This is a genomic window from Anaerocolumna sp. AGMB13020 (assembly GCF_033100115.1).
GTDB lineage: Bacteria > Bacillota > Clostridia > Lachnospirales > Lachnospiraceae > Anaerocolumna.
The window spans coordinates 4,336,066-4,360,632 of the sequence record NZ_CP136910.1 but is presented as its reverse complement, the minus strand read 5'-3'; the positions used below and the strand labels follow the sequence as shown (position 1 = coordinate 4,360,632).

At 39.7% G+C, this 24,567-nt stretch carries 19 protein-coding genes; 7 read left to right on the top strand and 12 right to left on the bottom strand.

Annotation, left to right across the window (positions count from 1 at the left end; all coding sequences use genetic code 11):
- Positions 1-473: 473 nt before the first annotated feature.
- Positions 474-1,328 (top strand): helix-turn-helix domain-containing protein, encoded by an 855-nt coding sequence (locus tag R2R35_RS18075; protein WP_317731233.1) that lies wholly within the window; start codon positions 474-476, stop codon positions 1,326-1,328.
- Positions 1,329-1,365: 37 nt separating this feature from the next.
- Here R2R35_RS18075 and R2R35_RS18070 read toward each other — a convergent pair whose 3' ends face one another.
- The 3 genes from R2R35_RS18070 to R2R35_RS18060 all read right to left on the bottom strand — a co-directional run bounded on the left by R2R35_RS18070 (position 1,366) and on the right by R2R35_RS18060 (position 10,053).
- On the bottom strand, positions 1,366-2,160 hold the full coding sequence (locus R2R35_RS18070) for a class I SAM-dependent methyltransferase (protein ID WP_317731232.1): 795 nt from the start codon (positions 2,158-2,160) through the stop codon (positions 1,366-1,368).
- 171 nt (positions 2,161-2,331) lie between these two features.
- Positions 2,332-4,089, bottom strand: a complete 1,758-nt coding sequence (locus R2R35_RS18065; protein WP_331670296.1) for an Ig-like domain-containing protein — start codon at positions 4,087-4,089, stop codon at positions 2,332-2,334.
- 6 nt (positions 4,090-4,095) lie between these two features.
- The gene (locus R2R35_RS18060; protein ID WP_317731230.1) at positions 4,096-10,053 is read right to left on the bottom strand and encodes a rhamnogalacturonan lyase family protein; all 5,958 of its coding nucleotides are present in this window, start codon (positions 10,051-10,053) and stop codon (positions 4,096-4,098) included.
- Between the two features lie 585 nt (positions 10,054-10,638).
- On the opposite strand from R2R35_RS18060, the gene R2R35_RS18055 reads away from it, so the two are divergent.
- From R2R35_RS18055 to R2R35_RS18050, 3 genes are all read left to right on the top strand, one after another.
- Positions 10,639-12,378, top strand: coding sequence for a methyl-accepting chemotaxis protein (locus R2R35_RS18055; protein WP_317731229.1), 1,740 nt, complete (start codon positions 10,639-10,641; stop codon positions 12,376-12,378).
- 1 nt (position 12,379) lies between these two features.
- Positions 12,380-12,583 carry a DUF6783 domain-containing protein gene (locus tag R2R35_RS24750; protein WP_442872252.1) on the top strand — a complete coding sequence of 68 codons (204 nt, stop codon included), beginning with the start codon at positions 12,380-12,382 and terminating at the stop codon, positions 12,581-12,583.
- Between the two features lie 121 nt (positions 12,584-12,704).
- Entirely contained in the window at positions 12,705-13,478 is a 774-nt protein-coding gene (locus tag R2R35_RS18050; RefSeq protein WP_317731228.1) for a hypothetical protein, read from the top strand.
- A gap of 232 nt (positions 13,479-13,710) precedes the next feature.
- Here the strand turns inward: R2R35_RS18050 and R2R35_RS18045 are convergent, their stop codons facing one another.
- The 6 genes from R2R35_RS18045 to R2R35_RS18020 all read right to left on the bottom strand — a co-directional run bounded on the left by R2R35_RS18045 (position 13,711) and on the right by R2R35_RS18020 (position 19,433).
- Entirely contained in the window at positions 13,711-15,564 is a 1,854-nt protein-coding gene (locus R2R35_RS18045; protein WP_317731227.1) for a thioredoxin domain-containing protein, read from the bottom strand.
- A 38-nt stretch (positions 15,565-15,602) separates the two neighbouring features.
- On the bottom strand, positions 15,603-15,770 hold the full coding sequence (locus R2R35_RS24595; RefSeq protein WP_317731226.1) for a DUF255 domain-containing protein: 168 nt from the start codon (positions 15,768-15,770) through the stop codon (positions 15,603-15,605).
- Between the two features lie 281 nt (positions 15,771-16,051).
- The gene (locus R2R35_RS18035; protein WP_317731225.1) at positions 16,052-16,516 is read right to left on the bottom strand and encodes a GNAT family N-acetyltransferase; all 465 of its coding nucleotides are present in this window, start codon (positions 16,514-16,516) and stop codon (positions 16,052-16,054) included.
- Between the two features lie 137 nt (positions 16,517-16,653).
- Positions 16,654-17,481, bottom strand: a complete 828-nt coding sequence (locus R2R35_RS18030) for a choloylglycine hydrolase (protein WP_317731224.1) — start codon at positions 17,479-17,481, stop codon at positions 16,654-16,656.
- A 291-nt stretch (positions 17,482-17,772) separates the two neighbouring features.
- Positions 17,773-18,444 carry a flavin reductase family protein gene (locus R2R35_RS18025; RefSeq protein WP_317731223.1) on the bottom strand — a complete coding sequence of 224 codons (672 nt, stop codon included), beginning with the start codon at positions 18,442-18,444 and terminating at the stop codon, positions 17,773-17,775.
- Positions 18,445-18,584: 140 nt separating this feature from the next.
- Complete coding sequence (locus R2R35_RS18020) at positions 18,585-19,433, bottom strand: transglutaminase-like domain-containing protein (protein WP_317731222.1); 849 nt, start codon at positions 19,431-19,433, stop codon at positions 18,585-18,587.
- Between the two features lie 385 nt (positions 19,434-19,818).
- Between R2R35_RS18020 and R2R35_RS18015 the strand changes: the two genes are divergently transcribed.
- From R2R35_RS18015 to R2R35_RS18005, 3 genes are all read left to right on the top strand, one after another.
- Positions 19,819-20,364 (top strand): GNAT family N-acetyltransferase, encoded by a 546-nt coding sequence (locus tag R2R35_RS18015; RefSeq protein ID WP_317731221.1) that lies wholly within the window; start codon positions 19,819-19,821, stop codon positions 20,362-20,364.
- A 596-nt stretch (positions 20,365-20,960) separates the two neighbouring features.
- The gene (locus R2R35_RS18010; protein WP_317731220.1) at positions 20,961-21,473 is read left to right on the top strand and encodes a GyrI-like domain-containing protein; all 513 of its coding nucleotides are present in this window, start codon (positions 20,961-20,963) and stop codon (positions 21,471-21,473) included.
- Positions 21,474-21,488: 15 nt separating this feature from the next.
- Positions 21,489-22,331 (top strand): GyrI-like domain-containing protein, encoded by an 843-nt coding sequence (locus tag R2R35_RS18005; RefSeq protein ID WP_317731219.1) that lies wholly within the window; start codon positions 21,489-21,491, stop codon positions 22,329-22,331.
- A 94-nt stretch (positions 22,332-22,425) separates the two neighbouring features.
- On the opposite strand, the gene R2R35_RS18000 is transcribed toward R2R35_RS18005, so the two are convergent.
- The 3 genes from R2R35_RS18000 to R2R35_RS17990 all read right to left on the bottom strand — a co-directional run bounded on the left by R2R35_RS18000 (position 22,426) and on the right by R2R35_RS17990 (position 24,147).
- Entirely contained in the window at positions 22,426-22,692 is a 267-nt protein-coding gene (locus R2R35_RS18000) for a CD3324 family protein (RefSeq protein WP_317731218.1), read from the bottom strand.
- 262 nt (positions 22,693-22,954) lie between these two features.
- Positions 22,955-23,281, bottom strand: coding sequence for a glutaredoxin (locus R2R35_RS17995; protein ID WP_317731217.1), 327 nt, complete (start codon positions 23,279-23,281; stop codon positions 22,955-22,957).
- A 71-nt stretch (positions 23,282-23,352) separates the two neighbouring features.
- Positions 23,353-24,147 (bottom strand): GNAT family N-acetyltransferase, encoded by a 795-nt coding sequence (locus R2R35_RS17990; protein WP_317731216.1) that lies wholly within the window; start codon positions 24,145-24,147, stop codon positions 23,353-23,355.
- Positions 24,148-24,567 lie beyond the last annotated feature (420 nt).

Sequence of the window (24,567 nt, the reverse complement as noted above, 5' to 3'; positions counted from 1 at the left end):
GTGATAAGTAAACCCTCTATTCCGTCTGACCTTTAAGCAATGAGTAAAGTATAGCAAAGCAATTATCCATTTTCTTCCAAATAATTGCTCAACTACTCCTAATTCTTGCTATAAATATCAATGCTTTGTAAAACCTTATTTACACATGGTTATCTATAGTGCTTATACGAAACTGATTTTTCCTGTAAGAAATATACAAAATAACCTTTCATTCTTATAGCACAAAGGTATATACTAGGTATATGCTCTATTATGACTCAAAAAAAATCGCAATTTTTAAGAAACCTACCTCCTGCTCTGAAGGAAGCTCAACTTTTTAGTTACCAGTCCATTTATTTAAATACCGTGTTACTGTGCTGCTAAGTTACCAATCATCCAGCGGAAAGCCATGAAGTTTGTAAAGTGGAGTGTAATTTCCATACCTTCTTTAAAAGCTAAAACGAAATGATAGAATAAGGGAAGAGGTCATAATCATGATAGAAACTTTGAATGGAATAAAAGAAACCGTTAATTTTAAGACCAATACGACCATAAGGCTTTATGCCAATGATGACTGCGAAGCCTATCCCAGCCATTGGCATGCTCCTTTGGAGATCATTATGCCCATTGAAAACAGTTACCGGGTCACCTGCTGTAAGACTCTGTTTACTTTACGGGAGGACGATATCCTGATTATCACTCCGGGAGCCATACACAGTATGGAGGCTGAGAAAGGAAAAAGGCTTATATTCCAGGCAGATTTTACTCTTCTTCACGGAATTAAGGAATTAGAAGCGACTTTGTCTATAATTTCTCCTGCTCTCTTGATTATTCCGGAGGACAAAAAAGAAGCCCATGATAAAATCAAAGAGCTTCTTTACGAGATATCCGAAGAATATTTTAATGATATGTCACTCAGTGAAGCTTCTATTTATGCCAAGCTCCTTGAGATTTTTGTACGTATTGGAAGAAGTTATTCCCCTAATCTGAATTGCTTTAACAGCAGGCTTAATAAGCAACGGGAATATACCGAACGTTTTCTGTATATCTGCAGCTATATCAGCGAGCACTGCGGGGAAGATATAAGCCTTGACAAGGCTGCTGCATTATCAGGCTTCAGCAAATATCATTTCAGCCGCCTGTTCAAACAGTTTACCAACGTCTCCTATTATAAGTACCTGAATAGAAAGCGAATCGAAGCCGCCGAAAAATTATTGGCTGATAATGAATTAACCATTACAGAAGTGTCCCTGCGGTGCGGTTTTTCAAGTCTTTCTGCCTTTATTCGTATGTTCCGCCTAATGAAGGACTGCACCCCCACGGAATTTAAGACCATGTATACCTCTTAATGGGTGTATGCTGCTTTATTTGATCTTGGTATTTTAATCACTTCTTTTGGCTTACCAAAAGAAAAGACAGCGGAATCCCCTTGTTACTTAATTCCTGAAAGGATTCAGAGATGTCATAATCAAATTCCTTCAGTTTGGTTATGTTCATCCCATTTTGTATTATCCCATTCAAGATATCCGACAGCGTATGTGAATAGCTGTAGAAGGTCTTGGACTCATAATCTTTCCCGCACATATATCCCATACCGTTATTCTCAATCCAGGGCTCTTCTTTAAAATAGGAGTTTACAACTTTTTCAGGCATGCTTTCGTCGAAGTTCTCTTCGCCATATACCCCAAACATACCTGTCACCGGGTGCATCTCATGAATGAATAAGAGCCCTTGTGGTTTCAGGCAGGCAGCCACTTTTTCAAAAAACACCTTTAAATCACGAAACCAGGCCAACGCACCTATGGTAATGAAAATATAGTCAAAGCTGTTATTATAACTTTCCTTGATATCTCGTATATCTGTGGCGATAAAATTACAGTTTAACTCTAATTCCCCGGCTTTTTTATTGGCAAAGGCAATCATATTTTCTGCAATATCAAAGCCTGTACCACTAGAGGCCCCCAGCTTCATAAGTCCCATCAATTCCCTTCCGTTATTGCAACAGAATTGTGCAATTGCCTTAGCCTTAAAGTCATATCGGGTAAGTTCCTCCGCCAGTACTTCTTCTATAAATGGAAGATTCTCGTTTGCCAGGCGAGAATTAATATCATCTCCCCAGCCTTCCTTGTGTTTATTAAAAGCCTCTTCCCAGGCCTCTTTATTATTTACGGTATAATCCATTTTAATTTCCTCCCTGTTAAACATTTGTATGGCTTTCATTATATTACCACACTTAAAGCCACCTGTTTCGTTTCAAGAATTATTTAAAGAAATTAATACACAAACTATAAATGAATGAAAAGGATAATTGCACTACCTGAGAAAGGACCTCCTGTTGGAGGCCCTAAACTGTTATTTAACTGTTACTTTAATTTTTTGTGTATGTTTTCCGTAGGTAATAACCACATAATCCGTACCCTTTGCTACCGCTTTGGCTCTGCCGGTGGTCTTATTGATTTCAACGATAGAGCTTTTTGCAGTGGCATAAGTTATGCCCTTTGGGGCATATCCATAACCTTTTACAGCAAAGGTAAATATTTCACCTTTCTTCATGGAATTCGTTTTCAGCACTACCTCAATGTGAGCTTGCTTTACGGTTACTTTTTTGGTAAAGGTCTTTGTTATGCCGCCAATGGTAGCAGTAACAGTTATGGTAGCCGCTCCGTTACCTTTGGCAGTTATTTTACCTTTGGGGTCTACTGTGACTACTTTTATATTGCTTGACTTATAACTTATGCTCTCTGTAACCGCTTCATTCTCGATTGCCGCCTTTACCGCCTCCGGTATTTCCAGCTTAACCGTTGCGGTATTTTCGGTATTTCCACCGAAATACAGTGTTTCTGATGAAACTGCCATCTTTAGCTCCTTCAATTCACTCTCCAGGGAAAGCTTATCCTCCAATATAATCACATAATCAGAGGCATGGACAAACTGAAAAGAGGTGTTTCCTTTTGCATCAACTTTGTTAATGGATTGAAGTTTAAGAGTCTTAGTCTGCGGTTCATAATAATACAGACTTGCAAATTTACCGTAACTGCTTTCCTCCAGCCGAATCTTAAGTGCTGCCTGGAAGCCAAATTCGCCGTTATGAACAAGCTGTAAAGGAACATAAGGTTTCTCACCTGCTATTTCCTGAATAAGTGGAGCCGGTATTGCATCCGTGTTCAGCAGGATTTTAAGATTCACCGCTGCCAGGTTCTTGCCTGTAATTTCCTTTCCGTTAATGATCCAGCTATAGCCGTTATATTGCAGTTCCACACTGATATCTTTCCCTTTAATAGCTGACAGGGCTTCTTTGGGAAGTACGGAATCACTTCCTGCCTGTATTACGATATTTTCTTGCTGCTCTTCCTCTGCTGCCTGCTTCAGGTATTTGGAAATGTTCTCCCAACCTTTTATATTCTCTGAACCCTGGATTCCCGGTTCTGTCGCCGGAACAGGGGGGGTTGTAGGAATCACTATAACCGTTGGTGTGGGTTCTGCTGAAGGTGTTGCTGTAGTTACAGGCGTTACCGTAGGAGACGCAGTGGCTGTCGGTGTTACAGTAACGGTTGGTGCCACCGTAGCTGTAGGTGTTGGACTAATGGTTGGTGTCACAGCTGGCGTGTTTGTGGGCGTTGGTTCTGGAGTAACTGTTGGAATTACCGTTACTGTTGGTACTACTGTCACTGTAGGAGTTATTGACACTGTCGGTGTTGCTGTCACTGTCGGCGTTGGCGTAGAACCTGCTTCTGATACCTGCCTGATGATAATTGCGTTTAACCTGGAAGTATTACCCGCAGCAAAATTCATGGAAAGCTGCCCATCGGCCACAACTACATTGCTTACAGTTCCAATATTATAGGTATTTGCCGCATTGCTTACTGTAAACACAGAGGTCGAATTCTCTACGGTTACCTTCACACTGCTTTTGTTTGTGGAACCAGAAGAAAAGTCAATTTTATAAGTTCCATTCGGAAGGTCAACCAGGAAAGTCTGCCCATCAGGAAGTACGAAATCCGTATACACTTTGGCAGGAAGTATTCCCTTTTGTGTAAACACCTCCGTACGTCCTTCGATTATTGCGGCACTATTACTAAAACCATATCCTTTGGCTTCTGAATACTCAATTCCCAGCTACTCTGCTGTCTTTTTAGCACTTTTTGCATTTACGGTAACTCCGGTCCATCCGCTTTCAACATTACCGGTACTGATACCAAAATCAAATCTCCATAATGCCTTATAGTCTACATATACAGTAATAGCAGCTGTTCCAGAGTAGTCCGCAATCGTTCCGGTAACTGTTACATTACCCACAGTCTTAAGTAATTCCTCAGCTGTCTCTGTATTCCAGATAACAGGTACACTTGATTTTTCACCTGATTTGAAATTTGCATTTACTGCTGCGGGAAGCAGGGCCTTTAATTCGGCTTCCGTACTGTTAATTACCGCTTCGATACTTTGGATTTCATCAAGGCTTACAATGTAATCCTCTTTAACCTCCACCTTCATCTTTACAGTTCCGGTACCGAACTTTCCGTCAGAAGTCTTTAGCTCTGTCGTCGTTCCCTCTGCCTTATAAATACCAGTACGCGACTTATCAACTTCTGTGGTATCCCAGGTAACTGCTGCTTCCTCTGTCGTACCGTTTAAGAAGCGGAAGGTAACCTTTGCGGGGAGAACAAGGGAGGTTTCATTTTTTACAAGATAGTGGGTATAATAAGGTTCTGTCTCACTGGTCTTTGTATATCCCGCAAATTCATATCCTGTAATAGTATTAGGTACTACTGTTACGGTTTTCTTAATAGTAAGTGTATAACCGTTTACAGTTGCTATTACCTGATAGGTTCCCGGCTCTTTCAGGTTCAGCTCTGAAACATCCCAGGTAACGCCGGCTTCTGTCTCTTTGTCATTTGAGTCTATTACCTTTATAGCCGCCGGCAATAGTGCCGCCATTCCGCCTGTGGGCACAGGGGTATCTTCTACGATGTCCTCAAGTTCAAAGTCAACTATTGAAGTCAAATCCACTGCAGTCTTAACCTCCAGGGGTAATGACAGATAAGAGGCCTTTCCTTTTATTACTGCTGCTACGCAATACTGATAAGCAGTATCGGAAGCCGCCGTAAGATCCTTATAGGTAAGAGTATCTTCATCCACCGTACCAAGGAGTTCAAAAGCCCCCTGCTGTCCTGTTCTTCGCAGTATCTGATAGCCTTCTGTCTCATAACCATAGATACTATCGGAAGCTGGCGTAAAGTTAAATTCTACAGAATGGATACCAGCTTCCTTTAAGCTCAGCTTTGCAGTCTGCACTCCTTCTGTCAATAAATAGTCCAGATTGGCTGGCTGGTTATAGCCTACATTCTGCCAGGCGATACCCATGCGGTAAGCATCATTTTCCATAAGACAGGGAATAACATAATCCGTATAGATGGTTGAAGTATATATTCTGATCTTACTGTTATCCGCAGAGGTTCTGGCTATGATTTCTTCTCTCCAGTCACCCAGAATATCTGCTACCAGTCCCAGATTACCTTTCGTACCGTTGCTGGTATAAACCTCCGTACTTTCAAAGAGTTTTTCCGATATGCTGTCTGTATAATTCCATTTAGTAAGGTTCGTACTGATGGGTACATAAGCACTGTTGTTAAAGCTATGGTTCTGCATTTCGCTTAACAAATCTCCGTCCCAGAAAAGGGAGAAGTTCACATCCGGAGTACTGTTGGATATCTTAACGAAATTCTCCAGGGTTGACAAGGAAGAATAAAGTCCTCCGTCCGTACCATCCCAGGCAGGATTTGCCCACATTTCCGCCCCTTCATAGCGGGGATCCACATCTGCTGCTACACCACGCCCGGTATCTACACCGGTAAAATAGCCCCATAACACTTCACCGGTTTCCGCATCATGTATCTCTACCTGGTATTTGGCATTGGAATGCTCATGAACAGAGAAGATTTCAAGTCCAGGATTAGAAGGAATCCAGTCTGATACATGCATGGCATCTCCATGACCTAAACCGGTAGCATATTTCAAGCTTCCGTTATGGTCTACGATCAGGGCACCATATACAAGCTCATCTTTCCCGTCATTATCCAGGTCATTTACAGAAAGTCCGTGATTACCCTGGGCTTCTGTTTCACCATAAATATTTACCGGATAATCGTTGGTGTCAAATTTCCATCGTATCTGAAGCTTATCACCGATTCCGTCGTTATTGGTATCCACAAAATCATAAGCGGTCAGGCAGGATCTGCTATAGTATCCACGGCAGAACACAGCACTGGGCCTCTCACCATCCAGATAAGCAACTGCTGATAAGAATCGGTCTACACGATTGCCGTAAGCATCTCCCCAGGAGGAAACATCTCCTCTTACAGGTACATATTCCGTGGTATCAATAATCCGTCCGGTTTCACCGTCAAAGATTGTCAGATATTCCGGTCCGTTTAAGATATAACCGGAGGTATTCCTATAATCATTGGAGCTGCTGACAGAAGAGGTAGGTAATGCGGAAGCATTTACAGCTCCTACATATCCGGTTTCAGTAAGGACATTGTTCATGTTCTGGTAAGAGGTGCTGCCGTCCGCAGTTTTGCAAATCAGCTCTGCACTGCCGTCACCATCAAAATCCCATACCTGATACTGGGTATAGTGGGCACCGGAACGAATATTAACTCCCAGGTCAATTCTCCACATTAGAAGGGCTTCCCCTGTAGCAGGATTGATATCGTAAGCATCCAATATGGTAGTGCCGGTATAACCAGCTCCGGAGTTATCCCTGGCATTGGAAGGATACCATTTGACTATAAGTTCATAAGCGCCGTCTTTATCCAAATCTCCTACGGACATATCGTTGGCTGTATAGGTGCAGCTTGTTCCGTCGGGCATTATCTGGTCTTCTGGTTTATCAAGCTGCATTTCTATGAAATAATTGTCCCAGACAGCCGTTGCTATCGCTTCTATACCTGATGTACCATCGGAACTTCCTGTTACTTTATATACATCATCGGAAGTACCTGAGGCATCCACACAATTTGTCACAGGCAGACCGGAGATTAATATCTCATTGTTCTTATAGACTGTAAAGGTAGTATTCTCTGTATCACTCTCTAAGAGCCTCCAGCTTAAATACACCCCTGAGGTCAATTCCTTCCCTTCTGTATCCTTTGTGGTTACATTGATTTCACCACCCTTATCCCCTGACAGATTCACTGCCACCAGCCCTCTGTCAGTGAGTACCTCTGCTTTCTGTCTGATAAGGGAATCTGTTATGGGAGTCTGCAAGACATCGGATTTCTCCCCTACACCGCCTTTTCCTACCGCTTCCACTTTGTAGTAATAATGAATATTGGTATCCAGATCACTGTCAGTATCCGTATAGGAAGGTGCCGCTGCTTCTCCTATTTTCTGAAAGCCGTTAAAGCCTTTGGCTCCTTCTGCTTTGTCAGAGCGGTAGATGTTATAGGAAATAGCACCATTTACTGCTTCCCAGGAAATTACGATATTCCCTTCCGCTGCTGAAACACAGGTCAGATTAACCGGTTTAGCCGGAGGTGGTGAATTAGGGTCTGTCATTTCAATGGTTAAGACAGAGCTGGCTGCCGATTCTGTACCATCAGCTGTTACAGCCGTTACATAATACTGTCTGGTCTCACCGATGTTGGCCACCATTGCCCTTGCGTCCAGAGATTCCCTGTCGGCTGCCGCAATAGACTTAACAACAGTAAAGTTTAAGTCCGTGAAAGCTTTCTGATATACCTTATAGGAAACAGCTTCGCTTACTTCACCAAAGCTTATGAGAAAGGTAGCATTCCGCTCGGTAAATTCAAGTTCTGAATAGGATACATTGGCCGGTGCCAATAGTAAAGGTGTAATTTCCATACCGTTGATATAATTGGAACCGCCTACTCCTAAATTTAACATCCCATCCGTAATCCTGACCACAGCACTCAAGGTTCCGATTGATAGCTTTGCAGAAATTGTTCCAATAGATTCTCCTTCTGCTGTGTAGGAGGATTTAATGGTACCAGTAGCTGTAGGCAACAGATCACCTGCATATATTTTCAGTTCATAATCACCGTTCGGTAATTTTACCGCAAATTCACCCGCTCCCAAACAGAAATCATCTGTCATGGCGTTGGAATCGGCATTTCCGTTATTTGCGCGGTTCCGGCCATAATTGGGTGCAGTAATCCAGCCGTATCCCAGTGTCTCAGAATAGAGCTGGGTGCAGGTTACCTGATTCCAGCCCGCGAGTACCGGGTCAGAGGCCACATTGTCAAAATCATATCTATACTGTGCAGATTTGGTGGTTACGGCGAATTTCTCTGAGAACTCACCTAACCCGAACTCATTAAAGGCTCTGACAGCGTACACATAGGTTCTTCCGCCCACGCAGTTTTTATCTGTATATTTAACCGTAGAACTTACAGAATACTTTTGTGCCGTTGAAAAATCCACATTGTCTATGGTCTCACCTTCCGTAAGTTCCTTTCGGTAGATATAGTACAGCTCCGCACCTTCTGCACCGTTCCATTTAAAACTTACACTGGTTGCACCTACCGTAGTAACCGTCGTTCCGGTAACTGCTGCCGGAAGGGTGGTGGGAGCATTAAGCTCTACTGCTCCCTTTAATGCATCGAGCTGTGCATCGGTAGTGTAGCTTCCAATCAGCTTTGCCACACATTGGGCAAACTTATATGCGCCATAATACTGGAGATGGGTAGAATCTGAAACACCACCGGCATAAGCACCCTCATAATCACCGGCTGCCAGATGCAGGAATAAAGACTTGCTGCCCTCCACTCCAATACTTTCGCACAAGGCCAGGGAAGCACCTGTTAAGTCCAGTACCGGAACACTCTGGGCTGTGCCCAAGGTTAACATTGCCTGCCTGTAGCTTTCAAAGTCACTGTTAAAGGTTCCGTCAGCCTTGGGGCTGTACCTGGCTACCGGAGTTACTAGTACAGGGGTAGCTCCTCTCTGTCTGGCCCCATCTATGTAATACTGTAAAGCTTCCGGGAACTCTGCCGGTGACACATAACGATTTGGCCTGGAAGTTGTGGCATCATTATGTCCCCATTGCACCAGGACGTAATCACCCGGTTTTACGTCCTCCAGGAGGTCATCCAGTTTCCCTTCGTCTATAAAGGACTTGGAGCTCCTGCCGCCGATTGCCCTGTTTTCAATTATGACGTTTTCAGTTTCATAGGTCTGGGCCTGGCTGTAATTACAGTCAACGGTTTCATATTCGCCTACAAAGCTGCCAAAGAAATTGTGCAGTACCTGTCCCCAGCCGGTCTGCGGATAATAATACGCATCATAAGTCTGCACAGTTGAATCCGAGGCAATAAATATCGTCGGTTTCGCAGCTGTTCCATTGGTTGCCTGCCTGATTACAGATACCTTACTTACATATACCTTACCAGGAACTGCTGAAGCTTCCTGGGTGGCACTGCTGGCTGCCAGGAATTTCAGATTCAGCTGTCCGTCCACCAGCACCGCAGTTATGGTTGATGTTACCGATCCTCCCGGAACTACCGTAATACCGGAGGTTTTAGTAATATTCTCTGCCTCCAGATATGCGGTATAGGCTTTATCTGTTGGATTTACCAGAGTGATGCCTACATTGTAATCGGCATTCGCAAGATCCATACAGAATTCAGAGGTATTTTCATAGGTGTATACACCATAACCGCTGCTTTCTGTTTCTGTCCACACCTTCCCCGATATTTCCAGTACATCTGCACTGATTGCTCCTCCTGACACGGTATTTACATAACCGACTGCTTCAGTATACACCGGAACTCTTGGGTTATATACCCCGCCAATCCAGCCCGCTGCTTCATTTGGATATGCCACATCCTGAAAACCAACTCCTGTATCGGGTGTATACACACTATCCTTTGTTATATCTGTGCCAAAGTTGTATTCGGCAATTAATTGTTCCTCTGCATAATGCATATAGCCGGACGTGTTCCCACTCCCACTGATTTCCTGTGCAGCTGCCGGCAAACTGGTACCGGCTACATTTCCTGCAGTCATGGTTACAGCCAATAGTATGGCAAGCACTCTGCGTTTTCGCTTTTTCATCCCTTTACCTCCAATCATAATTCTTACAGATGGGCAGCATAAGCTTTTTTCTGCCCTCCATAACAAACCCCAAAAAGTTCCTTTCTAAAATTTACAAGTCCTATATTAAATCCGATATGTAATATTTTCCATTCACTTTTTACAAAATACTGTTCACTTTCAACTTTGAATCGTGCATTTTTATATATTTTTAGTTCCAAATCTATTTTAAGCTTGTTTGTTTTTGTTATTTTTTTGATATTCTGATATTTTTTTTATACATTTCCGTTCAAAATTATACCCGATACAGGAAGCATCCATTTTAAGTTATAAAATGGATGAAATATACTTCACGGAATACTATTTACAAATCTCATTTACGATTTTTACTTGTAATTTGTGAATAAGATTACTATAATATATTGAGCTATCGATACTTATACACGAATTTTTTTAACTTCATCCCCAGATATTGCTCTGGATGAAATATATAAATCTTTGCTTACAGTTATCTTTTGAGTTTCCAGACTTAGCTGGCTCTATCGCCGGGCTTGTCCAGATTAACCGATTATAACGAATGACAGAAATGAAAATGGAGGCTTACAAATGAAAAAGACAGACACCAAAGACATGATGTTAAAGGACAAGCTGCTAAAGGGAGTTCAGAATATATTAATTGTAACTGTTGTTGCATTGTTCATAACCGCCGGAATTGCATTACAGATATCCTACGACACAGCAATAAAGGAGAAGGAACAGGGCTTTGATGTGGAAATTAAAACCGCCGTTGATAATCTTATCAGCACCCTTTCCGTTAATTATGCACGTTATGAGAACGGTGAGATAACGGAGGCAGACGCCTTGGCTACAGCCGAACAGTTAGTCAGGGACAGTCGTTATAATAATGGCAATGGTTATTTTTGGGCAGATATGGCTGATGGATTATGTGTCATTCATATGAATCCTGAATACGAAGGTACCATGAGATTTGATGCAGTAGACAAAAAAGGCACTTATTACATACAAAATCTAATCAAAGCAGGGGACAATGGAACCGCTTATACAGAATATTACTTCACCAAACCGGAAAAAGACGGCATTTTTAAGAAAAGAGCCTATACCGGGAAGTTTGAACCTTACGGCTGGTATATCAGCACCGGGAACTATTACGATGATATCAACCTAGAAGTAATTAAGCTCCGAGGCCAGCAGGCTGTTTCCAGTGTTTTGCTGATTCTTATCAGTATTGCCTGTGTTATTGTCGGTACAAGAAAGACCAGCAAAGTTATAGCAGGCATCATACAGCCCCTGACACTGGTGACCAAACGACTTCATCAATTGTCCGAAGGTGATGTCCATTCCGCCGGAACCGAGAATATTACAACAAAAGATGAGACCGGAATTCTGGCTGCTGCTGAAAACAGCCTGATTGCACAGATGCACTCTATTGTGGAAGACATCACCAGGAATCTCTCAAAAATTTCCTCCGGTGATTTAAGAATTCAGACCGCAGGAAATTATCAGGGCGATTTTATACCTATAAAGAACTCTATCAATGACATTACTGCCTTCCTAAACGAAGCACTACTCTCCATCAATCAGGCCTCCAGCCAGGTAAAGAGCGGTTCCGTACAGGTTTCCGATATGTCAAAGACACTGGCGGAAGGAGCCAGTGACCAGGCCGGAGTTATTGAAGAGCTGTCAGCTTCTCTGGAAGAAATCTCTTCTCATGTTGAAAAAAATACCATAAGTGTGGATAAAGCTGCGGAATACATAGAAAAAATCCTTGATAAGGCGGAAGAAGGGAATGACCGAATGCAGAACTTACGGGCTGCCATGGAAAATATCGAACTTGCCTCTGGAAAAATCAGCTCCATTAACAAAGCGGTAGGTGCAATCGCTGCCAGAACCAATCTTCTGGCACTGAATGCCTCCATTGAATCAGCCCGTTTAGGTACAGAGGGTAAAGGGTTCGCTGTTGTAGCCGAGGAAATGCGTCTATTAGCAATGCAGTCTGCAGATGCTGTAAACGAGACAGAAAAACTTATCCATACCTCCATTGCAGCAGTAGAAGAAGGTTCAAAGACCACACTTGAAACCGCCTCCTCCTTAAATGATATCAACACCATGATCGACCGTTTTCGAGATATCATGAAAGAAATAGACGGTCAGAGCAGAAAACAGAACAACGAGATTATGCAAATAACCCAAGGCATCAACCAGATTTCTGCTATCGTTCAGAACAATGTTGCCGCGGCAGAAGAATGTTCTGCCTTCAGCGAAGATCTCAATACACAGGCCGCATTATTATTTGAAAATGTAGATAAATTTATTGTGGTAACCTAGGGTGTGTCTGAAAACTCATTGCACCATTCTGAATGCCCCACTTTGCGGTATTCTGCGTTGCAATTTTGGGAACGTAGCACCACTACGCACCCAAAATCACGCCTTGTCTCCCACAAAGTGGAACATCCAGCCCGGCACAAGCAGTTTTCAGACACACCCTAAGCAATGTCAGACAATCGTTATCCAATCCAAGTGCAGTACTTAACCTCCCATACAGTGTAACCTCCGGTCCTACAAAAAAGCTTCAAACACAGCCTACAGTAATTCAGCAGCATCCGTAGAAACAGGAAACATTACAAAATTGGATAATCCGGAAAGAGGTAATTATGAGAACCTATGAAGCAATTGAAGTAATCAGCAAAGCTATGATAGCAGATGGACTATGTGAAGCAATTCTGGTAAAAGGCTCTATTGGACGGGACGATGATGATGCGTTCTCCGACGTAGATATGTATGCGGTTGTAAAAGAGGAACACCTGCAGACCTTTTTAGCGAATAGAATGGAATATCTGGAGAGCTATCTGCCGATTCTATATGCCAGCCATGTGAATTTTGTCGCAGAACAGATTGTTGCAATCTTTAACAACGGTCTCCATTTTGATTTATATACCGTTACGGCAGATACTCTTCCTCATAGTGACAAAATAAAAATCATTTACGATCCTTCGGATAAATTCAGTTCCTATGAACCGGAATTTCGTATCACCGCGGTGGAAGAGCTGGTTGAATACTTTAACGAAGCCATGTATTACTTTATAGAGGGTGATGCTGCTTACAGGCGTGGAAACTACCCTTGGGCACAGCATATTATGTCCAGTACCATCAGCAGCAGTGCAATTTTACTCCGTTATCTTTATGATAAGGATTATGCCTATTTAGGGCTTAAGAAAATTAATGAAATCATTCCTGCCGAACAGTTTGAGTGGCTTTGCGGCGCTGCTTCCGGAATGAATAAAGAGAGTATCGATAAAATCATGAATTCTCTCATAAAGATACTGGATTATATCATTGATAACTATCCTGTAGAAATATCAGAGAAGTTTAATCTCAAATTTTATTATTGGATAAAAGAAAATATCGGAATATCTATATTTCAGTAAGATGTGAGAATTTTATGAATGTCGATTTCATAATGACATCCTATTGTATTAACGTATAACTCAATAAATGTTTTAACAAAAGCTGCTAGTAAAAGCTTCTCCTCACATTAGATTTGCTGAAGTGATACTTTGAAATAGCAGCTTTTATTCTCTACTTTTGTTCCTGGAAACCAAATGCCGGATAACGAAACAGGTATTTGGGTAATACCCCTGCTTGAACTGCCCCTTCGTTTTATAATTCCATAAGTTCCTTCAGCGCAGAAATATCATAAACCGGCCTTTGACAGCTTCTGTTCTGACATAGATAATATGCTGTCCTGTCTTCTACCGGATAATCTTTTGTAAAAGGAATGACCTCACCAAGCTGCTCTGCATTCTCTGTGCTCTTTACCACAACACTTAAACCGGGAAGGTAATAACGATTTAAGAACTTCTCTAATGCTGCTGTTTCTCCATCCTTCGTAACACACACCAACTCTTTGCCAGGCTGTATGAAATCAAGCATTGCTGAGAGTGTGTAACTGTGAGACAGGGGATGATCAATAGCGCCGGAAAGATACTTTATCTGTAGCTCAGCTGAATATATAAATTCCGTATCTCCAGTCATATCCCCAAGCTTTTTTAATACAAACACTGCCGCAGAATTTCCGGAGGGTATAGCATTATCATCTACTACTTTTGGCCGATAGATAAGACTTTCACTGTCTTTTGCACTTAAATAAAATCCACCTTCCTTTTCATCAAAGAAGAAAGCAAGCATAGTCTTTGCATAACTGACTGCCAGCTTAAGATATTGAATGTCAAAGGAAGCTTCATAAAGAGTTAGCAATGCAAGAATATAAAATGCATAATCCTCAAGATGTCCTTCTCCCTTGCTGCTGCCATCTCTGTAACGTACCTTTAAACGCCCTTTCTCAGATAGATGCTTCTCGATAAATACAACCCCTTTTTCAGCCATGGAAAGATATTTCTCTTTTCTTAATATCCTGTAGGCTTTGGCGCAGGCTGTTATCATCAAACCGTTCCAGGAGGTGAGAATCTTATCATCCTTGTGTAGTTTTGTCCTTCCGAAACGATAGTTATAAATCTGTGGAGTAAGAGCATCAATTCTTTCCTCCAGAATGGTCTCAATGTTACCGAGTTCTAGTGCAGGTATCCTATTCGGAATATTCTTTCCTTCAAAATTACCTTTCTCTGTTATATCAAAGTATTCATTGAAATACGTTCCATCCTCCTTACCCAGTAACTGTATAGTTTCCTCCGGTACAAAAGTATAATATTTTCCTTCCACACCTTCACTGTCTGCGTCCTGGGCACAAAAGTAACCACCTTCGCTGCTTCTAAGCTCCCGTTCCACATATAGCAGAATTCTTTCTGCTATTTCACCGTAATGTTTTTTTCCACTCAGCTGCAGGCATTCCAGATAGGAAATGGTCAGCAGGGCATTGTCATACAGCATTTTTTCAAAATGAGGCACCAAAAAGACTGAGTCCGTAGAATATCTGGAGAAACCATATCCGATATGATCAAATATTCCGCCCCGATACATTGCATCCAGTGACTTTTCTACTATAGTAAGTACTTCTTTCTCTTTATAATAATAGTAATATTTAAGCAGAAACATCAGATTGTGGGGTGTGGGGAACTTAGGCGCTCTGCCAAAACCGCCATTGTTTTTATCAAAATACTTCTTAAAAGCTGCTGCACCGGAGTCTGTCAGTTCTCTTAAGTCAACTTCCGATTTTTTATGCTCTTTCTGCTGCATGGCCTGCATAATCTCATCACCGGATTTTAACAGTTCTTCTCTTGAGTTGTCCCATGCTTTTCTGACTGCTCTCAACAGCTCCGTAAACCCAGGCATATTATACCTGGAATACTTCGGAAAATAAGTTCCGGCATAAAAAGGCTTCTGATCCGGAGACATAAAGATACTTAGTGGCCACCCGCCTTCTCCTGTAAGACTTACGCAAGCTGTCATATATACATTATCAATATCCGGTCGTTCTTCTCTGTCAACTTTTATTGCTACAAAATTCGCATTGAGATATTCAGCAACATCCTTATCTTCAAAGGACTCATGTGCCATTACATGGCACCAATGGCAAGTAGATTACTGCACTCACGTCAGGAGTACCCAATCGACAAGAATATAGGTTTGTCTTCTCTCTTAGCTTTTTCAAAAGCTTCATCACACCAAGGGAACCAATCCACAGGATTGTAAGCATGTTGCAAGAGATACGGACTTTTCTCATTAATCAAGCGATTAGGTACTCTATCTGTTGTAGTTTGCATGGACATCAACTCCTTTCTATATTTTAGATTTGTTTATTATACCCAATGAAGTAACAAAGGATACAGCTTGACATATTTCAACAAGCGAGAGTACTGCTATATTACACGGTCGGGCATGCCAAAGTACAACCCGGTGTTAATGCTATAAATCTCGAAGAATGATTACAGCCCGTTCACATTAATGGTGTGACGGACTGTAATTATGTATGGTATATTTATTAGGTATAGGTATGATTAATGTGTTGAGCGTATGGTGTTATGCTTATTTGATACAAACTAAATTACACTTCTTTTTCTTTCATCATTAAATATTCATTTATCCCTTTTCTATAAAGGTTTGGTATCTCGCCAACTTGTTGATAGCCCAATTTTTCGTAAAAATGTTTTGCATCTGGATTAAAGTCCGCAACAACCAAAAATATTTTATTAGCATTTTCAAAAGCTAAACTTTCTAAGAAACTCATCAGATTATTACCGATTCCCTTGCCTCTGTACTCATCTTTTACCGAAATTAAATGTAATAAAGGGAAACTATGAAAAATACCTTTGGGTATGTAAAACACAAAACCTACACATTCATTGTTACTTATTGCAACGTATAAATTCTCTTGTTCCAATCCTTCTATTATAGCTTTTTTTCCACTTCCCTCATGTTCAAAATACTTTCTTCCTAATTCGGAGTTCAAGAGTGCACATTCACAATCGCTAAGATATTTTAAACTTCCTTTTTCGATTCTGATATCCATAGCCTCATCCTTTCTCTAAGCTGTATATTATATAAATTAAGCATTTAAGACCCAATAATGTCCAACTGTATGATTATGGTATACTCTGCTATAACTATTATAAAATAATTTTATATAAATACAATAGCTCTTGCATATTAATTGTTATATAAGCGAATAAGATCCTTCACTAATATTTCATCCTTTGTAAACTGAATTTTATTATTGCTTAAAAATCCATCCAATGATTGGATTGTTTTTTCGTTAATAGAAATCTTCCATTTCTTGCTCAAATCTTTTTTAAAACTAATATAAATCTCATTTTTTAATGGTTCATATACTATTGAACAGAGAGTATCCTCCTGACTAGTTTTACTTAAAACTTCAAAGGCTTCCTTTATTCCAAAGCTATGAATATTATTATATATATATTCATGAGCACAAATATATCTATCTGCACCTATCCCATATACTTTATTATAATTTGCTTCCTTAAAATTCCCATTTGGGAAATTAGTCATAATAATAAAATCATTATGAATAGGGCTTACGATGTTGGTATCATTTCCTTCTTCCAGAATAAATGCATTACCAGTTTTATCAGCGATAATAGTATGCAGCCCTAAATCTGGAAATAATGGATTTCTAGGATACGAGATTACTCTTTTATTAAGAATTTCAAAAAATTCAGATGTTTTTCTTGTTTTCTTTAGCGCCTCATCAAAAGTGTCAAAAGCAAACCAATCATTTTCGTTACAACTTGATTTAAAACCTGGACTATACTCTACTGCTTGCGTACAGATAAAAAGACCCTCACTATTAATCCCGGCGATATCCCTGTATTGGTTATCTACTAAGCCTGATAAGTAAAATAAGTTCATATCATTATAACGATTGACTTTTAGTTTTAAATCAATTTCTTCAGTATCGAAATTCATACCATAAATAGCTTTTTCTTGATTGTATACTGCAAAACTTGTGCACATTTAGAATCTCCCTTTAAAATATAATTCTGTCATATAATATGCTTTGAGTATTTAGAGAATCATTTTGCTATTTTATCATTGGCTTCACCACTTTCTTAAACTTCCATCCGTATGATATCACCATATATCTCGATGGTTCAACCTACAACATTTTTCAGAATCAAAAATGCGCCACTTAAGCTTATGCTTAATGCCGCATTTTGTTATTCAGTGCTTTTTCATTTCAAAAATTAATCGGTGTTGTTATTATTAGAAGGCAGCGTTAATTTTCTTACAATATGTAGAAAAGGCTTATTTTACAATCCAGGGAATTGAATTACCTTGCTCCAATATTCCAGGACCGAAAGGTGTTGTTTCTCCCGTTTCTGGATTGGTAGGCTGATCAACTTGAAACAAGAAACCGCTCTTTCCATATCTACCGATTTTGCTTTGGTCGTAGCGATCGCTATCCATACAAATGTTGACGGCTTTTAATGCGACCGCTACTTCCTGGCTTCCTACAAAAAGCTCATGTTCCCATAAAAATTCACATTCAATATTCAAAAAACACTCTTTGATTCGCGGTGCGTTGACCTTTTTAGCCTTCTCCACCGTTAAGCCGGAAGCGGTGATTTCATCTGTTTCAAACTGATTATTACCAATGGTTTTAATGCATCGGTCATAAATGTCGTTTGAAGGAAAATTTAACACACATACCTTCGTTTCTTTCAATGATTGATACATATGCCCGCCTTTATCGACTTTTCCCATGATACAGATAAAATTTTCTGCTCCGCTTCCCGCAAAACTTGACCAAGATTGCAGACAGGCGTTTTCCTTACCGTTCGACTTCCAACCTGTAACGACGAATACCATGGAAGGCATGGCTGTCACAAAATCATACCATGACATATTGCCGTAGGCTGCCAGGTATTGCTCCGTAAATTTCTCTGGTCTTTCAATAATAGAAATTTCTTTTTTCATAATGAATCCTCCTTTTATTTCAATCATAACACAGCAACCACGACAACAGGGTGTCTTGTTGTAAATATTGTTTGATGTGCAAAAAGAAAGCTACTATGAAATAATCAAAGTAGCAAAGTGTATTATGTATATCAGAATATCTATGTTATCCGCAAAAATTGCTCTTCTGAAACAGTTATAATAGGTTGCTCTCTTACTATATCCAGATAATCCTCCCAATCTTTTGTATACTCATCGGGGCTAATTTTAATAGCATAGTCACAATATGCTATTTCACGATCTTTCGTGTCAAACCCCAAAGGTGCCAGAAAATAAACCTTCTGATTCTCCACCAGGTCTGTTCCAAAGGTATTGATAGACCAAAATTTAAAGTAAAATAGATTTTTTGCCATATACTGCTTGTACCAGTCAGGCTCATCTTCTGGATTTCCGCAAACGCATATTTCATCTCTTCCCAATAAGTGTCTGGCCTCTAAAGGTGAAAGTGCAATACCATTTTTATCAGTAAAATAGGCATTGTTATTGGGGTCAAAAAGCACCCATTTATTCATTTCGTTAATATAGACCATAGAAACAACATGCGTATCAACATCATTTGGGCTATATGGCTTACAATGGATAGTCCGTGCTATTAACCCCGAAGCGAGACAACACTCCGTAAATACAATCGCTATATGATAGCAAAATATGCCGGGTAGCCGCCCCTTGCCAAAGGAGTAGCTTAATATAGAAACAGAGTCTTTTGCGATATCAACCTCTCCACCACCGCCGCAATGAGGTACATTTTCGTGTACCCATTTCATCAAATTTTTAGCTTTTGAAAAACAATCGCCTCCACCTGCAATTTCCAAAACAGGATAGTTTTTGCGTAATAATTCAAAACCAGGATTTTTAGCATCATGCTCAATTCTATACTTATCACAGCTTGATTGTGAAAAATTGTCAAATACCCTTAATGCACCTGTGAGCAATAAATATTCGTTACTCATTTTATTTCACTCCTTAAGATAATTTCAATGAAAATTAAATATGTAAATATTATAAGAACTATATATGGAAAAATCAAGTAATTAACACTTAAAGATCAGTTATACACAAATTGTAAGAATTGTACATTTTACAGGCTTCTATGCATTTTGCAGGAGAAGGGAGATAAAAGTATAGTAAAGTGATGTTATGGAAAGAGCACCGATTATAATTAAAAATGCTGTTTTTGACACCGGGTATTATATATGATAATATAAAAATCGGTAAAATAATGAAGAAAGGAGTTGATGTTATGTTTATAAATATTATTGAGGTGAGAACGTATTAAATTATATTAGCCAATTTACCAAGGTTAATTTACTTCTCTCTTAGCAGGAGGAGTTAGTTATGAATTTATCAAAACTCTTTGAGACAAAACGAATGAATTTTCGTCTATTAGATATATATGATATAGAAGTTGTCTACAGGCAATTTTCTGATGCGGATATGTGCAGATACTTTAGTGAACCACCCTGCAATAGGGAAGAGGCAAAAGAAATAATTGAACATTACCAGAATCCGGAGGGAAAAGATAATCTGAGGTATGGTATGTTTGATAAATCAAGCAAGGCCTTTATCGGAACCTGCGGTTATCATTACTGGGATAAAGAATTGAAACAGGTTGAGATTGGTTATGATATCTGGAAGGACTATTGGAAACAGGGTTATATGTCCGAGGCTTTACCGGTGCTCCTTTCTATCTGTTTTACACAGCTTGGCGTTGATTGCATCTATATCCTTACACATCCTGAAAATTATGCCTCTCAGGCTGCTGTAAGAAGGTTTGGTTTTAAAGAATGCAGCTTCCGCAGATTCTCAGATGATAATCATCAAATATGCATGGAATTGCTGTCCTCTGAATGGAAGTCTGTATATGGTCCCGGTAAGAAATAATCAGATGATTATACCCGCGAGTTCTGGCTACCCCTTAGAACCAATTAGGAATACCCCTTAGAACCTAATGACCGGATAAGATAAAAACTTAAGCTTTAAACTTCCTATATAAACCAGCGTTTTTAGCAGAATTCAGCAATTTAAATAAATATCCTCTCAATTAATCTGTCAGGATTTCTGAGAGGATATTTCTATATGTTTTCGTGTTTATTTTAGTATCTATTCTATTTATATGCCAGTACCTATCGCGTCTTACCGTATTTACTCCCGTGTATATAACCTGGTATATGTTGATATTTGTCTTTGGTTCTATTATGGTATATATATTTTTTAGTGTGTTTTCCATGAAATAAAACTCTGTAGGTTTCCGTATTATATTCCTGTAAATTTCCAATTCAATTCATATATATTAAGAATTCCAGTTACTCTATTTTGTTAATTTTATTTCGGTAAGAAACATCAAAAATATTACTCCTTCATGTTATATAGTGATCTGTAACTTATACAGCGCTAACATAAGTCGTACTTCATTGAAAACCCAAAAGTTGAACTTATTTTATTGCTGCTCTTTCATAGCATAGAAGGGAACTGATATAATGATAAAGGTAAGAATCGAACAAAAACCAGCTTTTCAAGTAATAGGAAAAAAAATATGGATTTCCGGTCAGGAGAATGAAATCTTCGGTGAATTTTGGAAAAATTCCAGAGAAAACGGACTGGTAAACAGATTAAAGGAGTTGTATCATCAAAAGCATAATCCAATATTAAACAGTGCTGTCGTTGGAATTTCCTGTGTGGAAAAAGAGCCTTCCCTGCGAAGCTTCTATTTCTACATAGCTGCTGAAGCAGATGCCCCTGCTAAAATCCTCTCTCATAATCCAGACCTGGAACTATATACCGTAGCTGCTAGTGATTGGGCAGTCTTTGAAAATAGAGGAAGTCTTCCTGAAGCACTAATTGCTGCTGAAATGTATGCTTTTATGGAATGGCTGCCGGCTTCTGAATTTATCCACGCAAATGCACCTGAAATGGAGCTTTATCCTCCTGCCCCTGACAGTAATACCCATAATGACTATGTAGAATTCTGGTTGCCTATCAGAAAAAAATAACGTAAGGAAACATTCATGGATTATATTAATAGTATTCAAAAAACCATTGATTATATCGAAGCTAACTTGAAGGAAGAACTTGATATCAACAGAGCTATCAGTGAATCCGGTTATTCTCTTACGCATTTTTATCGCATAATCCAGTCCTTTAGCGGTATCTCGCTAAAGGACTATATTCGTAACCGCAGGCTAAGCGAAGCCGCAGTTGCACTGCGTATGTCCAATACCCGGATAATTGATATTGCTATGGAGTACGATTTTCAATCCCAGGAGGTGTTTACCAGAGCCTTTCTCAGGTTGTTTGGTATTACACCCGGCAAATACCGCAAGAGCCGGGAATCCATTACCCTTTATGATAAACTGAATGCCCAGCAGCTATTTATGAGCTTAAATGGACTGTCCATAGAACCCACTATTATTCTTAAAAAGCAATTTCAGTTAATCGGTATTACAAGAACCGTACATCCTGGCTCAAAGGAGATCAGTCAGCTCTGGAGAGAGTTTCATCGTAGGAGTGATTTAATAGAAATCTCCTTAAATTCTGATAAATTAATCGGTTTATGCGAATACATGCCGGATATAACGGATGATAGCGAATTCTCCTATATGGCTTGCAAAGAGGTTTTAAGTACTGACAACATTCCTACGGGTATGAATGCCAAAATAATTCCCTGTACAAAATATGCAGTGTTTACTCATTCCGGAACAATGGATAGACTAAAAGAGACTTATGATAAAATATACGGGGTATGGCTTCCTTTAACAGGCAGACAGCTGGCAGAAGCTGATACCTTGGAGATATACAGTTTACAATCTACAGACAATTATAAGTTGGATATTTATGTACCATTGAAATAATAAGCTCATTAACACAATTACAAAAGGCTGGTGTTTCTATCCAAAAAGGTTGCTACTGCAACCAGTTATCAGGATATGAAACAACAGCCTTCTGTCAGTTTTTATGATAGATAATTCTTTTAATGGTATCATAAGAAAGATGATATTCCTCCATTAGTTCCTGAATGGAAGAACCTTCCGCCTTTTTTTGTCTTATTTCTTCATTTCTTATCTGCAGTTCTTTTCTTATGGTAGTCCTGCTGCCCCATTTGCAGCGGCTCTCCTTCGGCAAGGGAATATAGATCAGTCCACCTTCAAAGTATTTCTGTATTTCTTCTAATACATGATCTGGTAGGATTTCTTTTCCGTTTATATATGACATGGCTTTCGCTCCTTCTGATTGTTCTTATCAGTGAGCAGCACATTTCATATTCATATCTGCGATTCGTTTATGGCTCTATGCAAGGAATCGCTGCACTGACATGTCTTGTGCTGCATAGAGCATTTTTGGTGATTGGTTTGATTTTTTTATATACAAGAGATATTCTAACATTTTATTACTCCTCTTCGATTAAGTTGTCCCCAGGTTACTATATAGCTTTATTATTAGCATTGGCCTTTCTTATTAGCATTGGCCTTTCTTATTAGCATTGGCCTTTCTTATCAATAGAACAGAAATCAGCAGCAGGTGTTACTGCTTCTTCTATTACGACAGGCAATTCTATATAGTTACCGATGTCAAAGGTCTTTTCACCATTTTCCAATACAAAAAAGGGTATGCCGATTCTTCCGGCTTCTTTCACTTCTTTAAACAAATCATCCTTATCACGATACGCCAGAAATTCCTTAAGCGTAGCGGTATCTCCGGTTATATTCTTATATTCCAGCTCAATATCAGGGAGTGCTGTTAAATCCTTTTTTGCTTTTACACAATCAGGACAGATTTCAGTTCCGTATATGGTGACTTTCATAGTTACCTCACATTCTGCCGCCTACAACGACATAAAACCATGTTCAATCTGTTACTGCTTCTATTGTAACCCTACTCCCTCATTATGTCAATCTGCGTATCCGCAGCAGGCTGAAATCCAAGACTTTTATACAAATAGATTGCATTGACATTACATTCATCTGCTGCCAGGAAAGCTCTTACCGCACCGTGGGACTTACAGTAGGATAAAGCCTGCCTTATGAGCCTTCGCCCTATTCCTTTGTTCTGGTAACGAGGATTCACTGCTATTTCTCTGATCCAGGCGACCGGTCCTTTCTGGCTGTTGACTCCGTAGACTCCTGTAAAACATACGCCGATGATTTCCTTTTCCTCGTTTCTGTCAAGCACAACTGCTTTGTGTACAATGTCCTCCGTCTTCGTAAGCCATTCTACGATCCATTCCTGTGTCTGCCCCGTAAAGCCTCTGCTCTGTCCCTTGCAGGACATGGTTACTTCAGCGGCCTTATGGCTCTCATCTACCTTAAGAAACTCTGCATGGGAATGCTCATTGGTTATATCCGATAAATCTGGCTTTGTATAATCCCTGAATTTATCTCTGACTATGTATCCTGCCTGCGTAAAAGTATCAACCCATTCCTCCGGTATAAATTCCAGATAGAAGTTATGGTCCTCTTTGGTTGCTTCTATCACTTTCTCTGGAGATAATGCTGCCCAGTGATAATGCCTGCTATCAGCCTCACGGTTAAACCCGCTGATCAATATCAATCCTTCGGTTTCGGTCAGCAGCTCATAATCTGCAATGTCTTCAAATTCCGTATACGTAAGTGAATGGTACAGATAGTTACCTAATGCTTCTTTTACTTTAATAAATGCTTCTTCTTTCATGGTTATGCCTCCCCTTTTTTTCTTAACTTATTAGAACATGAGCTGAAAGGGTGTTCCTGCTGCTCTTATCGGATTTTACATTCAAACCAGCAAATCCTCACTCTGTTTTTATTATATCAGTTAAGGAGTATAATAAAAGTTTAAAAACTCTTATAACCATTTTTGATAATTATTTATGATTATATATAATAGCAATATTATGTTACACACCTTCAATCATTTTCTTTAATCCCATAATAGTAAAAGAATCTGTTATATTCTTTCTCTCATGCTCAAAAAACGCCATAAGTCAGTCATTACACTTAACTTACGGCGTATTATAGTTTATAGTTTGTATCTCGATTATTCTGTTTTATGATTATTCTGTTTTATGATTATTCTGTCTTTCGATTATTCTGTTTTTCGATTATTCTGTCTTTT

Excerpts from the sequence above, each read along its gene's own strand:
- R2R35_RS17995 (WP_317731217.1), bottom strand. The coding sequence starts at position 23,281 with ATGAAAGTCACCATATACGGAACTGAAATCTGTCCTGATTGTGTAAAA.
- R2R35_RS18045 (WP_317731227.1), bottom strand. The coding sequence starts at position 15,564 with ATGGCACATGAGTCCTTTGAAGATAAGGATGTTGCTGAATATCTCAAT.
- R2R35_RS18055 (WP_317731229.1), top strand. The coding sequence starts at position 10,639 with ATGAAAAAGACAGACACCAAAGACATGATGTTAAAGGACAAGCTGCTA.
- R2R35_RS18000 (WP_317731218.1), bottom strand. The coding sequence starts at position 22,692 with ATGTCATATATAAACGGAAAAGAAATCCTACCAGATCATGTATTAGAA.
- R2R35_RS24595 (WP_317731226.1), bottom strand. The coding sequence starts at position 15,770 with ATGCAAACTACAACAGATAGAGTACCTAATCGCTTGATTAATGAGAAA.
- R2R35_RS18025 (WP_317731223.1), bottom strand. The coding sequence starts at position 18,444 with ATGAAAAAAGAAATTTCTATTATTGAAAGACCAGAGAAATTTACGGAG.
- R2R35_RS18035 (WP_317731225.1), bottom strand. The coding sequence starts at position 16,516 with ATGGATATCAGAATCGAAAAAGGAAGTTTAAAATATCTTAGCGATTGT.
- R2R35_RS18075 (WP_317731233.1), top strand. The coding sequence starts at position 474 with ATGATAGAAACTTTGAATGGAATAAAAGAAACCGTTAATTTTAAGACC.
- R2R35_RS18010 (WP_317731220.1), top strand. The coding sequence starts at position 20,961 with ATGATAAAGGTAAGAATCGAACAAAAACCAGCTTTTCAAGTAATAGGA.
- R2R35_RS18070 (WP_317731232.1), bottom strand. The coding sequence starts at position 2,160 with ATGGATTATACCGTAAATAATAAAGAGGCCTGGGAAGAGGCTTTTAAT.
- R2R35_RS18030 (WP_317731224.1), bottom strand. The coding sequence starts at position 17,481 with ATGTGCACAAGTTTTGCAGTATACAATCAAGAAAAAGCTATTTATGGT.
- R2R35_RS18020 (WP_317731222.1), bottom strand. The coding sequence starts at position 19,433 with ATGAGTAACGAATATTTATTGCTCACAGGTGCATTAAGGGTATTTGAC.
- R2R35_RS18015 (WP_317731221.1), top strand. The coding sequence starts at position 19,819 with ATGAATTTATCAAAACTCTTTGAGACAAAACGAATGAATTTTCGTCTA.
- R2R35_RS18050 (WP_317731228.1), top strand. The coding sequence starts at position 12,705 with ATGAGAACCTATGAAGCAATTGAAGTAATCAGCAAAGCTATGATAGCA.
- R2R35_RS18060 (WP_317731230.1), bottom strand. The coding sequence starts at position 10,053 with ATGAAAAAGCGAAAACGCAGAGTGCTTGCCATACTATTGGCTGTAACC.
- R2R35_RS18005 (WP_317731219.1), top strand. The coding sequence starts at position 21,489 with ATGGATTATATTAATAGTATTCAAAAAACCATTGATTATATCGAAGCT.
- R2R35_RS17990 (WP_317731216.1), bottom strand. The coding sequence starts at position 24,147 with ATGAAAGAAGAAGCATTTATTAAAGTAAAAGAAGCATTAGGTAACTAT.